This is a genomic window from Nocardia sp. NPDC004278 (assembly GCF_053602975.1).
Map to the genome: position 1 here is coordinate 21,602 of NZ_JBSGEQ010000016.1, position 14,616 is coordinate 36,217.

The following is a 14,616-nucleotide window of genomic DNA, read 5'->3' on the forward strand; positions in this document are numbered from 1 at the left end:
ATCACGCCTCCGCGCCGGGCATACCGTAGCGCGCGATCACCTTGTCCCGCTTGCCCGGATGGATATTGGCACGGGTGATATCGCCGCCGTAGTGCGCGATCACCCGCTTGTCCATCACGCGCCGCCACAGCGGCGGGAAGTAGGCGAGCAGGATCATGCTGGCGTAGCCGCTCGGCAGATTCGGCGCACCGTCCCAACTGCGCAGCGTCTGATAGCGCCGGGTCGGATACGCGTGATGATCGCTGTGCCGCTGCAGGTGGTACAGGAAGATATTGGTGACGATGTGGTCGCTGTTCCAGCTGTGCACTGGGGCGGGCCGCTCGTACCGGCCGGATGCGGTGCGCTGGCGGACCAGGCCGTAGTGCTCGAGATAGTTGACCGCCTCCAGCAGGCTGAAGCCGACGACCGCCTGCAGGATCAGGTATGGCAGCAGACCGATTCCGAATACCGCGAGCAGCGCCGCGTACAGCGCCACCGACATCAGCCAGGCACTGAGCACTTCGTTCTGCAGGCTCCACGGCTTCTTGCCGAGGCGCTCGAGCCGGGTCCGCTCCAAGCGCCACGACGAGGTCAGGCTGCCCCAGACCGTGCGCGGCCAGAAGGCCCAGAATGTTTCGCCCACCCGGGAACTCGCCGGATCCTCCGGCGTCGCGACGCGCACGTGGTGGCCGCGGTTGTGTTCGATGTAGAAGTGGCCGTAGCACGACTGGGCCAGGGCGATCCGCGACAGCCAGCGCTCCAGATGGACCTTTTTGTGGCCGAGTTCGTGCGCGGTATTGATGCCGATGCCGCCGATCATGCCGACGGTGAGGGCCAGGCCGATCTTGTCGACGATATGCAGTCCGCCGTCGATGCCGAGCCAGCTGAGGTGGTCCGCCGTGATCAGGTAGGCGCCCATGATCAGCGTCGCGTACTGGAACGGCAGGTAGAGGTAGGTGAGGTAGCGGTAGTACTTGTCGTTCTCCAGGTACTCCATCACCTCATCGGGCGGGTTGTCACCGTCCGGGCCGAAGAAGATATCGGCCAGCGGGATCACCACATAGACCAGCACCGGGCCCAGCCAGAACGGCACCTGGGCCAGCCTGTGCCAGCCGAATTCATTGAACGCCCAGATCAGCGGCAGGCCGATGGTGAAGAGGCCGGTCGGCGCGAACAGCCCCCACAGCCACAGATAGCGCTTGCGGTCGCGCCAGTCGGTCGCCTCGACCCGAGGGCCGGACGCATGAGTTTCCGTGGACATCGTTGTCTCCTCATCAAAGCGGCACATCACATGTGATGTGCAGTACCACTTACTCTTGACAATAGAGATCAATCTGTCTCTCGTCTAGACAAATCAGACAATTTGTAAAGACTGGCCGAAACGGCAAATCGGACACCGATGTGAGCGCGGCGCGCCCGAAATGACAATCGCCGCGTCACCCCGGCGAATGCGGGATCACGCGGCGATCGTGCGCGGTATCTGTGGCGGTTCGGCCGATCAGCGCAGCAGGACGTCGGCGTTGTCGGGCAATGCGTCGACCGGCCACCAGCGCAGGTCGGTGGATTCGTGGCTGCGGATCGGGACGGCACCGGCCGGGGCCACGACGCGGAACAGCAGGTCGAGATGCCTGGTCGGGCGGCCGAGCGAACAGGTGATCGGATGTGCTTGCGCGCCGTACAGTTCCGGATCCATGCGCAGGTCCGGCATACCGGACTCCTCGGTGGCCTCGCGCAGCGCGGCGGCGGCCACCGTCTCGTCACCTTCCTCGCAGTGCCCGCCGAGTTGGATCCAGCGGCCGACGCGCGGGTGCAGGGTCAGCAGGACCGCACGCTCATCATGAGAGAAGACCACGGCCGAGGCCGTGATGTGGCCGGGTGCGTGCTCACGCAGACATCCGCGCGGTGCGGACCCGAGGAATGCCAGCATCGCCTCCCGCAGCGATGCATCGGTGCCCGTCGCGGGCCGCCACGATTCGAGCAGCGTCGTCGCCGAGGCGTGCAGCGAACTGGCGCTCACTCGTCGACTCCGATAGCGAATTCCCGAACGCTCACAGCTCGACCAGACCGGGGCCGGGGCCGAAGACCGGGCGGGGGGTCAGTTCCTCCAGGGGATGACCGATGGCGATGGCGCCGAGGGGATTCCAGTCGTCGGCGAGGCCGAGTACGTCGCGGGTGATTTCCGGCGCGAAGATGGTCGAGCCGATCCAGCAGCTGCCGATGCCCTCGGTGGCCAGCGCGACGAGCAGGCCCTGCACGGCCGCGCCCACCGCGACGGTGAACATGGTTCGCTCGTTACCGCGCCGCCGCTCATCCGGATAGTCGTGCGCACCGTCGGGCACGCAGAACGGGATGATCACTTCGGGTGCGTCGTAAAGGATTCGGCCGCGGGCGATTCGGCGTTCCACCCGCTCCGGGTCGAGCCCGTCGGCGGTCAGATCGGCCCGCCACCGCTCGGCCATGGCCTCCAACAGTTGGCCGCGCAGGCCGGGTTTGCGGACCCAGACGAAGCGCACCGGGCGGGTGTGATGGGGTGCGGGCGCGGTGAGCGCCTTTGCGACCGCGGCGCGGATGCTTTCGGGATCGACCGGAGTGTCGGCGAATTGGCGAACCGAGCGACGCAGCAGCAGCGCCTCGCCGCGCCCCCGCTCGATCGCCTCGGCCGTACCGAGCCAGAACAGGTCATCGATGCCGCCGCGCAACAGGTCTGCCGCCGACGATCCGTCATCGGTGACCGGCAGCCCGCGCACCACCGCGACCGGGACGCCGCCGAGTTTGCCCTTCACCAGATCTGCGGCGGCCGCCAGTTCGTCGGCCACTGCGACCTGGGTGACGTGCAGTTCATTGCCCTGTCCGTCGACCGCGCCCGCGTAGTCGTACAGCACCCGCAGACCCGACGCGCCGATGGCGGTATCGGTCTGACCGTTGCGCCAGGCCCGGCCCATGGTGTCGGTGATGACCACCGCGACCTGCACGCCGAGCCGCTCCGCCAGCGCGGTCCGCAGCGCCTTGGCACTCCCGTCCGGATCGGCGGGCAGCAGGACGAGTTCACCCTGCTCGACATTGGATCCGTCCACCCCGGAGGCGGCCTGCACGATGCCGAGTTTGTTCTCGGTGATCAGCGTGCGGCCCTTGCGCGCGAGCACGCGTACCGCCTCCTGTTCGACCAGGGCGCGGCGGGCGCTGTCGCGCTCCTCCGGATCCAGCGGCGCCTCGACGATGCGCCCTTCCGACTTGGCGATGATCTTGCTCGTGACGACCAGAATGTCGCCATCGACCAGCCACGGCGCGCAGGCCGCGATCTGCTCAGCGACGTCATCGCCCGGCCGGAACTCCGGCAGTCCGGTGACCGGCAGGATGCGCAACTCCCCCGCCGCGTGGTCGACCGGTCCGTTCGCGTCGACGGTCCGCTCGGTCATCGCGTCACCTCCCTGATTCACGGCTTGACTCCCGCCAGATCCAATGCCTCCCGGACCATTTCAGCGGTGGTCGGAGGATCGGTCATCAGCAATGGCACGCTGCGCACCTCCACACCGGGCACATCCGCGGTATCGGTGGTGTGGACCAGCCACCCGTCCAGGATGCCGGTGGCCGAGCGCGCGCCATAGTAGCGCCCGATCGCCTCGGCGGTGGTCTCGACGCCGATCACCGAAAGGCATTCATCAGCCATGCCGCGCAACGGCTTCCCGTCGATCACACCGGAGATGCCGATCACCTTGGCCTCGGTGGTGCGCAGCGCACCGCGAATACCGGGCACCGCGAGGATGGCGCCGATGCTCACGACGGGGTTGGACGGGGCCAATAGCACAGCGTCGGCCTCGGCTATGATCTGCGTCACATTTGGCGCCGGTTTGGCCTCATCTGCCCCAATTGTGGCGAATCCGTGTGTCTCGATGTCCGCGCGGTAGCGAACCCACCACTCTTGGAAATGGATCGCGCGGCGTTCGCCAGGGTTGTCGGGGTCGCTGACAACAACGTGGGTTTCGCAACGATCGTCGGTAGCCGGGATGAGTTTTACGCCCGGTTGCCATCGGTTGCACAACGCCTCGGTGACCGCGGAGAGCGGGTACCCGGCGCGCAACATTTCGGTCCGAACCAAGTGCGTGGCGATATCGCGATCCCCCAACCCGAACCAATCCGGCTGGGCATGATATTTGGCGAGTTCTTCCTTGGCATGCCAGGTCTCTGCGACCCGGCCCCAGCCGCGTTCGGTATCAATGCCATCACCGAGGGTGTACATGCAGGTATCGAGGTCAGGGCAGATCCGGAGGCCGTGCATCCAGACGTCGTCACCGACATTGACGATGGCAGAAACGTCGGCATCGGGCAGCAGTTCCCGGACACCCTGAAGGAAGCGCGCGCCGCCGACCCCGCCCACCAGGACGGCAATCTTGGGGCCACTGGCGGGTGCGGTGTCCGCTTGTTGTGGAGTCACATCGACACAGCCTATGCGCTGCCGGAGCGGCCGCGGTTCATCCCATATTTGCTGCTCATTTGCTGTTCCGCGTTCAAGATCAGCTATGGAATGCGGTTGCGGATAGTAACGGAATTGCGACGGCGGCTTGACCATCGACACGTCCGGCGTGTCTAATCACAGTCATGTCATTTCGGGTTCGCGCGAGAGTTCAAGGCGCGGACAGCTTTTCGAACAGGTGTTCGCACCGGGGTGGCAAGCTCGGGGATGTCCGCGGGACAACGTCGCGGGGTACGGCCGTCGGTGTGCGTGTTGGTCCGACGGAAAGAATCAATCTGCGCTAACACACAGTGAGGAGGCGGAGCGATGGCCAATGAGCTGGCCCCTTCGGGCATGCCGGGCGGCGTATCGCAAACCGATTCCACAGCAGGCGCAGCACGTGGCGTCTGCGCAGAGATCGGTCGGATCGAACCGGATCGGATCGAGCCCGAGATGATCGACGAAGTGACAGCACCCCGGCTCAGCTTGGTCGTGACGGGCTTCGATGAGATGTTCGAATCCATCGAGGAGCAGTGGCAGGAACGTGCCCTGTGCGCACAGACCGATCCGGAGGCGTTCTTCCCCGAGAAGGGCGGCTCGACCCGTGAGGCCAAACGGATCTGCATGGGCTGTGAGGTACGCGACGAGTGCCTGGAATACGCACTCGCACACGATGAACGCTTCGGCATCTGGGGCGGCCTCTCCGAACGAGAGCGGCGCCGCCTGAAGCGCGGCATCGGCTAGAGACCTGGGGCATGCCCCGGAGTTGCCCGCGAGCACAGCGCGTCGCCGACGCGACAACTGCTTCGCTGGCGCATGGGTGACTCCGGGGGCCACGCCCAGCAGTCGACCCCCGTACCGCGCCGTCGGCCGCCAACGCGCCAGCGGGGCGGCGAAGGTACGGGGCGGCGAATTGGCCTAAGTTTTAGTCATGGCCCGTTCACGTAACCGTCGTCCACCGACCGCACGTTCGGTGATCCGCCGTGGGCGCGGGGTGCGCGGGCCGATGCTCCCGCCGACCGTGCCCGCGTGGCGCACCAGGGGGCAGCAGTTCGACCGGCTGGTCCTCGAGGCATTCGCACCGCTGGACACCCGCTGGCACGATCGGCTGACCAAACTCGATATCGCGGTCGACGATGTGCCGAAAATCCGTCCGCTGCACCCGGATTCGGTTACCTGGCCGGATGAGGTGGTGGCCGACGGACCGGTGCCGCTGTCGCGGCTCATACCGGCCGGTGTGGACCGACACGGTGTGGCCACCCGGGCCCGAATCGTGTTGTTCCGCAAGCCACTCGAACTGCGCGCGGGCGATCCGGACGATCTCGTCGATCTCCTGCGCGAGGTGCTCGTCCAGCAGATCGCCACCTATCTCGGCGTCGATCCGGACATTATCGACCCCGAGGGCGCGTGAGCGAACGCGGCGGGCGAACCAACGGCACAGCATCGCGACGGGTGAACTCGCGCCCGAAAACCCCGAATCCTTAGCGTGTCTGAGCACATCGCGGCCTCGAGGGGGTTACTCTCATCGGCGTGATCCCCATGCGTCGTTGCTGCCGACCAGGTTGCAAGAATCCCGCTGTTGCGACGCTCACCTACGTGTACTCCGATTCGACCGCGGTTGTCGGGCCACTGGCGACGGTGGCCGAACCGCATTCTTGGGATCTGTGTGAAACACATGCTTCCCGCATCACCGCGCCGAAGGGTTGGGAGATGGTGCGCCACGAGGGCGGATTCTCCTCCAGCACACCGGATGACGACGATCTGACGGCATTGGCCGAAGCGGTCCGCGAGGCCGGATTGCGCCGCCGTCCCCCGGAGCACGACCGGCGTGGCTACTCCGACTACACACCGCCCCCGCCGCGCGCCACCCGTACCGGGCGTCGCGGACACCTTCGAGTGCTGCCGGACCCGCCCAACTGAGGTCGGGGCGGGACCGTGTCAGCGGCGTCGGTGGGAGCCACTAGGGTGGTCACCATGACAGTGGCCCGCTCTGCCGAATTCGTGAACGCGGTGATCAAGGCGTATGACGTTCGCGGTGTCGTCGGTGAACAGATCGACGGGGAATTCGTCAAGGATGTCGGTGCCGCCTTCGCGCGGTTGATGCGCGCCGAGGGTGCGACCCGCGTGGTCATCGGACACGACATGCGTGAATCCTCACCCGAACTCGCCGCCGCCTTTGCCGACGGCGCACTCGGCCAGGGCCTGGATGTGGTGCACATCGGCCTCGCCTCGACCGATCAGCTGTACTTCGCCTCCGGTCACCTGGACTGTCCTGGCGCGATGTTCACCGCCAGCCACAATCCGGCCCGATACAACGGCATCAAGCTGTGCCGTGCGAAGGCGCTTCCGGTGGGCCAGGACACCGGCCTGGCGACCATCAAGGACGAGGTGATCAACGGCGTCCCCGGCTACGACGGCACGCCGGGCAGCGCCACCGAGCTCGATCTGCTGACCGACTACGCGAAGTACCTGCGCGGGCTGGTCGATCTCGATGATGTCCGTCCGCTCACCATCGCGGTGGACGCGGGCAACGGCATGGGCGGGCACACCGTGCCCGAGGTGCTCGGCACCGTTGCGCAACTGAAGGTGGTGCCGCTCTACTTCGAACTGGACGGCTCGTTCCCCAACCACGAGGCCAATCCGCTCGATCCGAAGAATCTGGTCGATCTGCAGGATCTGGTTCGCACGTCCGGCGCCGATATCGGCCTGGCCTTCGACGGCGACGCCGACCGCTGCTTCGTGGTCGACGAGAACGGCGACCCGATTTCGCCATCGGCGATCACCGCACTGGTCGCCGAGCGGGAACTGGCCAAGGAGCCCGGCGCGGTCATCATCCACAACCTCATCACCTCGCACGCGGTCCCCGAACTCGTGCACGAACTCGGTGGCACTCCGGTGCGCACCCGGGTCGGGCACTCGTTCATCAAGCAGGAAATGGCGGCCACCGGCGCGGTATTCGGCGGTGAGCACTCCGCGCACTACTACTTCCGCGATTTCTGGGGCGCCGACTCCGGCATGCTCGCGGCATTGCATGTGCTGGCCGCGCTCGGCGAGAAGGATCGGCCGATCTCGGAGCTCATGTCGTCGTACCAAACGTATGCGGCGTCCGGAGAGATCAACTCGACGGTGGCGGACGCGAAGGAGCGAACGATGGCTGTGGTGGAGGCATTCGGGGATCGGGCCGTCTCGGTGGACCGGTTGGACGGGGTCACCGTTCAGCTCGCCGATGACGCCTGGTTCAATCTGCGCGCGTCGAATACCGAACCGTTGCTGCGACTGAACGTCGAGGCCCGGTCAACGGAGGAAGTAGACGCACTCGTAACCGAGATCCTGAGCATCGTCCGCTCCTGACTGGGATAGTGGAATTACGGCGGAATGGAATCACATGCTCAGGATTCGACGACTAGGGACGTAGACGACTCAGCCCGATGCCGAGATCCTGAGCATCGTGCACTCCTGACTGGAATAGTGGAATCACAGACGTTGGATTCGCCCGACCTGGGCGCCCGTGTCGATAGCTCAGAGTCGACAGCCCGGGTGGGAGCAGGGCGGGACCGCACACAGCGCGATGAGGGGAGGTGGGACGCCCGATGATCGCTGGAACACCGGTGCTCGACCTCGACGATGCCGCTTCACTCGAGGCGGCCGATGTCGGCGGCGCCCTGCGCTCCGCCGCATCCGGTGGCGCGCAGGTGCGCGCGACCGCGGCGGCCATCGGTGAGGACGCGCTCGCGCGCCTCGTCGATCTGCGGCCACGCAGCGTGGTGCTGGTCTCCGGCGCGGGCCGGGCCGCACGTGCCGCCAGCCTTATCGTCGCCGCGCTCGGCGACCGCGCGGGCCTACCCGTGGTGCCCGTCGCCGCTCTCCCACCGTGGGTCGGACCGTTGGATGTGGTGCTCGTCGCGGGCGATGACGCCGGTGATCCCCGGCTGATCGACGCGGTCGACCGCGCGCAGCGCCGGGGCGCCGAGGTGGTGGTCGCCGCGCCACACGAAGGACCGCTGCGTGCCGCCGCAGCCGGGCGTACGTCGCTGCTGGAGCCACGGATTCCGGTCCTCGACCACAACCGGCTGCTGCGCTTCCTCGCGGCCTGTATCGCGGTGCTGCGCATCGTTGATCCGGCCCGTTCGGGTGCGGTCGTACCCGATCTGACCGAACTGGCCGACGTGCTCGATGCCGAGGCGTTGCGCGATGGTCCGCATAACGAGGTCTTCCACAATCCGGCCAAGACGCTGGCCGCGCGCATGCACCAGCGCGGCATCGTGCTGGCCGGAGACTCCCCTGCCACCAACGAACTGGCCGAGCACGGTGCCGAGGTGCTGTTGCAGTCGGCGGGCAAGGTGGCCAGTGCGGTGACGCTGGCCGAGGCCGTCGCCGCCAATGCGCGCATGGTCGAGGCCGCCGGACAAACCGCGCCGAACTACGATCCGCTGTTCCACGACGAGGAACTCGACGGACCCGCGCCGGTGGAGCGGATCCGGATATTCGTGCTCAGTGCGGATCTCGATCAGGCGGCGGCACGGCGCAGGCTGGCCGTCTTCGGTAGTGCCGGATCGGGTCTGGTCGACGCCGATCTGGTGAGCGCGGATGTCGAGGTGCTGCACACTTCGCTCAGCGATCCCGCCGCGCCGGCACCGGCCAGGGTGGACGAATCGGGCGCACCCCTGCCCGGGACCATCGGCCATGCCAGTGAACTCGAACAACTCGCGGTGCTCGCGCTGCGCCTAGAGATGGCCGCGGCCTATCTGCGGCTGATCGGCGCGCGCGGCGATGCGAACCCGACCACGCAACAGCTCGACGGGGGACGCTACTAGTGCACGAACTCGTTGGTGCGCTGCGTTCCTATGCCTGGGGTTCTCGCACCGCACTCGCTCGGTTGTGCGGCCGACCGGTCCCCTCGGCGCATCCTGAGGCGGAACTGTGGTTCGGCGCCCACCCCGCCGATCCGGCACATGTCCGCATCGAGAACAGCACCCGTTCCCTGCTGGAGTTGGTCGCGGCCGATCCGGAGCGCGAACTCGGCGCCGCCGCACCGGAATTCGGCGGGCGGCTACCGTTCCTGTTGAAAATCCTCGCCGCCGAGGAACCGCTGTCGCTACAGGCGCACCCGAGTTCGGCGCAGGCGCGTGCCGGATTCGAGCTGGAGAACCGCGCGCGGGTGCCGCTGGATTCGCCGATGCGCAACTACCGCGACGAGAATCACAAACCGGAATTGGTGGTGGCGCTGGACCGGTTCGAGGCGCTGGCCGGATTCCGGGATCCGCGCCGCACAGTCGAACTGCTGCGCGCACTGGATGTGCCCGGGCTGCGCTCCTACGCGGACCTGCTTGCCGCCCAACCCGATTCGGCCGGACTGCGGACCCTGTTCACCACCTGGATCACATTGCCGCAGCATGTGCTGGCCACACTGCTGCCCCAAGTGCTCGACGGCTGCGTGCGCTACCTGTCGGTCAAGGGCAGCCGCCAGTTCACCGCCGAGGCGCGCACCGCGCTCGAACTCGCCGAGGCCTATCCGGGCGATGCCGGGGTGCTGGCCGCGCTCCTGCTCAACCGACTGACCTTGGAGCCGGGACAGGGGCTGTTCCTGGCGGCGGGCAATCTGCACGCGTATCTGCGCGGGCTCGGTGTGGAGATCATGGCCAACTCCGACAATGTGCTGCGCGGCGGTCTGACGCCCAAGCACGTCGATGTGCCAGAGCTCTTGCGGGTGCTGGATTTCGAGCCGATCGATCTGCCGGTGGTATTGCCGGAACCGGCGGGCGACGGGTCGGTGCGCTATCGGACACCCGCGCCGGAATTCGCGCTGCGGCGGTTCGATCTGACCGCCGGATCCGGACAGGTGCCGCTGACCTCGGCGGGTCCCGGAATCGTGCTGTGCACGGCGGGGACGGCGCGGCTGCTGCAGGGCGGAACCTCGCTGGTGTTGGGGCGCGGTGCGGCGGCGTGGATATCGGCTGCCGACAGTGAGATTCGCGCGCAGGCGGTGGAGGGCGATGCGCAGTTGTTCTGCGCGTGTGTAGGTGGCGCCGCCTGACCTCGCCCGACCACCACCCCGCATCGAATCGCTACGCGATGCTGAATACTCGGGGGCGTGAACACGCAGCGCCGCAGGCGCTGCAAATCGAACACAGGAGGAAGTCCACACATGTCGGCTGGTGGTGGCAAGAAGGCGATTCTGGCCGCGTTGTCGGCGAATGCGGGGATCGCGGCGGCCAAGTTCGTCGGCGCGTTCATCACCGGTTCGGGATCCATGCTGGCCGAGGCGGTGCACTCGGTCGCCGATACCGCCAACCAGGGTCTGCTGCTGCTCGGTCAGCGCCGCGCCGCGCAGGACGCCGACGAACTGCATCCGTTCGGATACGGGCGCAATCGCTACTTCTACTCGTTCATCGTGGCACTGGTGCTGTTCACGCTCGGCTCGATCTACGCCATCTACGAGGGCGTGCACAAGATCCAGCATCCAGAGGAGCTGAGCAATCCGATAGTCGCGATCGTCATCCTGTTCATCGCCATCTGCCTGGAGGGCTACAGCTTCACCACGGCGATGCGAGAATCCATCCCGCTCAAGGGAAATGCGAGCTGGTGGCGGTTCATCCGCAACTCACGCAGTCCCGAACTGCCGGTGGTGCTGCTCGAGGACACCGGCGCCCTTATCGGTCTGGTCTTCGCATTCGCCGCGGTCGGGCTGACCATGCTCACCGATGATCCGGTCTGGGATGGCATCGGCACGGTGGCCATCGGCGGACTGCTCGGCATCATCGCGGTGATCCTGATCGTGGAGATGCAGAGCCTGCTGATCGGTGAGGGCGCGACTCCGGAGGAGGACAGGGCGATCCGCGCCAATCTGGTCGACGGCAAGCGCATCGATCGGGTGATCCACCTCAAGACGCAGTACCTCGGTCCCGAGGAGATCCTGGTCGCGGCGAAGATCTCGATCGTGCCCGATCTGGATATCGCGGAGATCGCCGCGGCCATCGACGATGCCGAGGCGCGGGTCCGGGCCGCCGTACCCGCCGCACGGGTGATGTATCTCGAGCCGGACCTCTACCGCAGGCAGACCGTCTGACGAGCAGTTCCTGCCGCCGTTCAGTGCTGGGCGGCTATCGCGTTTCGCCCAGCTTCGAAGTACTGGTAAGTCCGCTCAGGCCGGTTTCGGCGTGCGCAGCAGATCCAGTGGGTCGGTACGTATTCCGAACTCCCGACGCAGCACATGCCGAGCCGCGTGCAATCCCGACATTCCGTGTACGCCCGGACCGGGCGGGGTCGAGGCGGAGCAGAGGTAGACGCCGGGTAGCGGTGTGGCGTACGGGTTCCAGCGCGGGACGGGGCGGAAGGCGAACTGGCGCAGGGTCATCGCGCCCGCCGAGATATCGCCGCCGATGTAGTTGGCATTGTGGGAGGGCATTTCGGCACCGGTAACGACATTCTTGGCCAGGATCAAGTCACGGAAACCGGGGGCGAATCGTTCCACCTGGGCGATCACATCGTCGCTGATATCGCGGGTGGATCCGTTCGGAACGTGCGCGTAGGTGTAGAGCGTGTGGCCGCCCGCCGGAGCCCGGGTCTCGTCGACAACGCCGGGCTGGATGGCGAGTACGTACGGACGGTCCGCGTGTTGTCCTGCGGCGATGGTCCTTTCGGCCGCCATCGCTTCGGCACGGGTGCCGACCAGATGCAAGGTCCCCGCGAGCGCGCAGCCCTGCGCCTGCCACGGCACCGGTCCGGACAGCGCGAAGTCGACTTTGCAGGCCGCACCGCCATAACGGAAGCGGCGCAGCTCCTTCGCATAGCGCGCTGGCAGCCGGTCCCCCGCCATACGAAGCAGTTCGGCGGGCGCGGTATCCAGCATGATCGCTCGCGCACCAGCGAATTCGTCGAGTGTGTCGACTCGGTGTCCGGTGCTGACCTTGCCGCCGAGACGTTCGAGTTCGGCGCTCAGCGCATCGGGAATGGCCTGACTGCCGCCCCGTGGCAGCACCCAACCGCCGACATGGGCGAGGGTGCCGAGCAGCATGCCAGCGCCCGCGGCGGGGATGGCGCGCGGCGGCGTAATCGCGTGCGTGGCAACGCCGGTCAGCAGTGCGGCGGCGGTGTCATCCCGAAAGCGCACATTCCACAGGGGCGATCCCTGTTCCAGTACCCGCAGCCCGAAGCGCAGTCCGCTCAGCGGATCACCGGGCAGGCGGCGCAGATCCGACATGGCGAAGTCGACAACCGACTGCCAATGCCGGACCATCGGCCCGAACAGCGATCGCCAGGTCGCGCCGTCGCGGCCGAGACCGGCCACCGTGCGGTCGAGATCCCGCCAAGCCAGTCCGGCTCTGCCGCCGTCGAGCGGGTGGGCGTAGGACACCTCGGGGGCGAGCAGGTCGACACCGTGCGCAGCCAGGTCGAAGGCACGAAAGACGGGCGAGGCCAAGGCCATCGGATGCGCTCCGGCGCAGCAATCGTGCCGGTATCCGGGCAGCGTCAGCTCGAGCGTGCGAGATCCGCCGCCCGCGGTGGTCTCCGCCTCGTGCACCTCGACGTCGAGTCCGGCACGGGCCAGGATCACCGCCGCGGCGAGACCGTTGGGACCGGAACCGACCACGACGACATCTGGCATATCTCGATTCTGCCGCGTCGACCCGGGCCGTGCCGTCACCCCCGAGAGGTATCGATCACCCATTCGTGCCCTGCTGCGTCCATTGGCCGAGCAGCACCCGAATGCGCTCTTCGCGCAGGTCATCGACCAGTCGACCGCTGCGATCCAGGGTGGCTATCCCATGCATCGTGCTCCAGAGCACCTCGGTGCCCGCCTGCAGATCGAACTCGCCCGCAAATGGCGCGTAGGCGCTCTGGATCTCGCCGAACGCGTCCTTCAGCGCCTGCGGGGCATCGTTGCCGAAGGTGAGTTCGGTATTGAGGACGAACATCGCGTCGTAGCGGGCCGGATTCTCGGTCGCGAAGTCCAGGTAGCCGCGCACCATGGCCTCTAGCGCCTCGACCGGCGTTTTCGCGCGGGCCCGCCGCTCGCGCAGGTGTGCGGTGAGATCGACGATGCCTTCTTCGGCGACGGCCGAGACGATCGCCGCCTTGCCCGCGAAGTGGCTGTAGAGCACCGGCTGGCTGTATTCGATCTTCTCGGCGAGGCGGCGCACGGTCACCGCCTCCCAGCCCGAGGTTTCGGCGAGCTCGCGGGCGGTGTCGATGATGCGCTGATGGCGTTCGGCACGTTCGCGCTCTTTGCGGTTCTGCGTGGTCATGCCCAAAATTCTAGCAGCGCTAGACAAACTAACGAAGCTCCATTATCGTTGCTCTCATACCTAGCAACGCTAGCAATCAGAGCAGCACAAGCACCACATCGAGGAGCACGCCATGACCATCTCGCGCATCGCCACCGCCTTTTCCCTCATCGGCGCGGCCTTCATCCTCTACATCGGCATCAGCTACCTGCTCACCCCGGAAACCATCGCCACCGGGTTCGGCCTGCCGGAATGGCCCTCGGGTGACGCGGTCGCCTTCATGAACCTCAAGGGTGTGCGCGATACCGTCTCCGGACTGATCATCCTGGTGCTGCTCGCCACCAAGCAGCGCTACGCCCTCGGCATCGTGACCCTGGTGATCGCGCTGGTTCCGATCGGCGACATGTTCACCGTCCTCAGCTGGCACGGCTCCACCGCCACCGCACTGCTGGTGCACGGCCTGACGGCGGTCTTCGTCATCGCGACCGGCATCCTGCTGCTCCGCGAGCGGAGCGTGACCACTCGCCCGGCCGCCGTCGCGGTCAACGCCTGAATCGGACCGGTCGATTCCAGCGCAACGACAGACCAGACCGATCGCGCAGCACGACGCCGCCCCACCCCGGGGCGGCGTCGCTGTGTGTGATCCGTTGCGGTGTGCGCGATGAGTTTCCGACGACGGCTTCGTCCATACCGATGAGCGCACGACGAATACAGGAGATCAACACCATGGCGACCGAACCGCACGGCCCCGCGTCCTACTTCCCGTCGATCGAGGCCAAATACGGCCGCACCATCGACGAGTGGAAGGCCGCCATGGTCGCCTCGAACCTGAAGTCGCACAAGGAACTCGTCGAGTGGCTGAAGTCCGAGCACGGCTTCGGACACGGGCACGCTACCGCGATCACCCAGCACTACCTGAACCCGGAGAAGTGGGCCAGTTGAGCCGCGCAGCACAAAGGGGCC

General features: G+C 66.8%; 15 protein-coding genes. 9 read left to right on the forward strand and 6 right to left on the reverse strand.

The genetic code is table 11. From position 1 onward, the window contains the following. Window position 1: 1 nt before the first annotated feature. From ACWEO2_RS23890 to cofD, 4 genes are all read right to left on the reverse strand, one after another. A complete protein-coding gene (locus ACWEO2_RS23890; protein ID WP_452407330.1) occupies window positions 2-1,240 on the reverse strand; it encodes an alkane 1-monooxygenase in 1,239 nt (412 codons plus the stop codon). Between the two features lie 237 nt (window positions 1,241-1,477). Next, window positions 1,478-1,996, reverse strand: coding sequence for an NUDIX hydrolase (locus ACWEO2_RS23895; RefSeq protein WP_452407331.1), 519 nt, complete (start codon window positions 1,994-1,996; stop codon window positions 1,478-1,480). Between the two features lie 31 nt (window positions 1,997-2,027). Next, window positions 2,028-3,395, reverse strand: a complete 1,368-nt coding sequence (locus ACWEO2_RS23900; protein ID WP_452407332.1) for a coenzyme F420-0:L-glutamate ligase — start codon at window positions 3,393-3,395, stop codon at window positions 2,028-2,030. A gap of 17 nt (window positions 3,396-3,412) precedes the next feature. Next, window positions 3,413-4,411, reverse strand: a complete 999-nt coding sequence (cofD, locus tag ACWEO2_RS23905; protein WP_452407333.1) for a 2-phospho-L-lactate transferase — start codon at window positions 4,409-4,411, stop codon at window positions 3,413-3,415. Window positions 4,412-4,939: 528 nt separating this feature from the next. Here cofD and ACWEO2_RS23910 point away from each other — a divergent pair. From ACWEO2_RS23910 to ACWEO2_RS23940, 7 genes are all read left to right on the forward strand, one after another. Beyond that, a complete protein-coding gene (locus ACWEO2_RS23910; protein WP_029901515.1) occupies window positions 4,940-5,173 on the forward strand; it encodes a WhiB family transcriptional regulator in 234 nt (77 codons plus the stop codon). 187 nt (window positions 5,174-5,360) lie between these two features. Beyond that, complete coding sequence (locus tag ACWEO2_RS23915; protein ID WP_354959585.1) at window positions 5,361-5,840, forward strand: metallopeptidase family protein; 480 nt, start codon at window positions 5,361-5,363, stop codon at window positions 5,838-5,840. Window positions 5,841-5,968: 128 nt separating this feature from the next. Further along, window positions 5,969-6,349 carry a DUF3499 domain-containing protein gene (locus ACWEO2_RS23920; protein WP_452407457.1) on the forward strand — a complete coding sequence of 127 codons (381 nt, stop codon included), beginning with the start codon at window positions 5,969-5,971 and terminating at the stop codon, window positions 6,347-6,349. A 60-nt stretch (window positions 6,350-6,409) separates the two neighbouring features. Then, window positions 6,410-7,780, forward strand: a complete 1,371-nt coding sequence (locus ACWEO2_RS23925; protein WP_354959596.1) for a phosphomannomutase/phosphoglucomutase — start codon at window positions 6,410-6,412, stop codon at window positions 7,778-7,780. 239 nt (window positions 7,781-8,019) lie between these two features. Beyond that, the gene (locus ACWEO2_RS23930) at window positions 8,020-9,243 is read left to right on the forward strand and encodes a tobH protein (RefSeq protein ID WP_452407334.1); all 1,224 of its coding nucleotides are present in this window, start codon (window positions 8,020-8,022) and stop codon (window positions 9,241-9,243) included. Next, a complete protein-coding gene (gene manA / locus ACWEO2_RS23935) occupies window positions 9,243-10,463 on the forward strand; it encodes a mannose-6-phosphate isomerase, class I (protein WP_452407335.1) in 1,221 nt (406 codons plus the stop codon). The genes ACWEO2_RS23930 and manA overlap by 1 nt, the downstream gene beginning before the upstream one ends. Before the next feature lie 111 nt (window positions 10,464-10,574). Beyond that, the gene (locus ACWEO2_RS23940; protein ID WP_452407336.1) at window positions 10,575-11,495 is read left to right on the forward strand and encodes a cation diffusion facilitator family transporter; all 921 of its coding nucleotides are present in this window, start codon (window positions 10,575-10,577) and stop codon (window positions 11,493-11,495) included. Window positions 11,496-11,570: 75 nt separating this feature from the next. Here the strand turns inward: ACWEO2_RS23940 and ACWEO2_RS23945 are convergent, their stop codons facing one another. Continuing rightward, window positions 11,571-13,034 carry a phytoene desaturase family protein gene (locus ACWEO2_RS23945; protein ID WP_452407337.1) on the reverse strand — a complete coding sequence of 488 codons (1,464 nt, stop codon included), beginning with the start codon at window positions 13,032-13,034 and terminating at the stop codon, window positions 11,571-11,573. A gap of 55 nt (window positions 13,035-13,089) precedes the next feature. Continuing rightward, window positions 13,090-13,674 (reverse strand): TetR/AcrR family transcriptional regulator, encoded by a 585-nt coding sequence (locus tag ACWEO2_RS23950; RefSeq protein ID WP_354959621.1) that lies wholly within the window; start codon window positions 13,672-13,674, stop codon window positions 13,090-13,092. Window positions 13,675-13,786: 112 nt separating this feature from the next. Here ACWEO2_RS23950 and ACWEO2_RS23955 point away from each other — a divergent pair, with 112 nt between their 5' ends. Continuing rightward, complete coding sequence (locus ACWEO2_RS23955) at window positions 13,787-14,206, forward strand: DUF4267 domain-containing protein (RefSeq protein WP_452407338.1); 420 nt, start codon at window positions 13,787-13,789, stop codon at window positions 14,204-14,206. A 173-nt stretch (window positions 14,207-14,379) separates the two neighbouring features. Further along, window positions 14,380-14,595, forward strand: coding sequence for a DUF4287 domain-containing protein (locus ACWEO2_RS23960; RefSeq protein ID WP_452407339.1), 216 nt, complete (start codon window positions 14,380-14,382; stop codon window positions 14,593-14,595). Window positions 14,596-14,616: the final 21 nt, after the last annotated feature.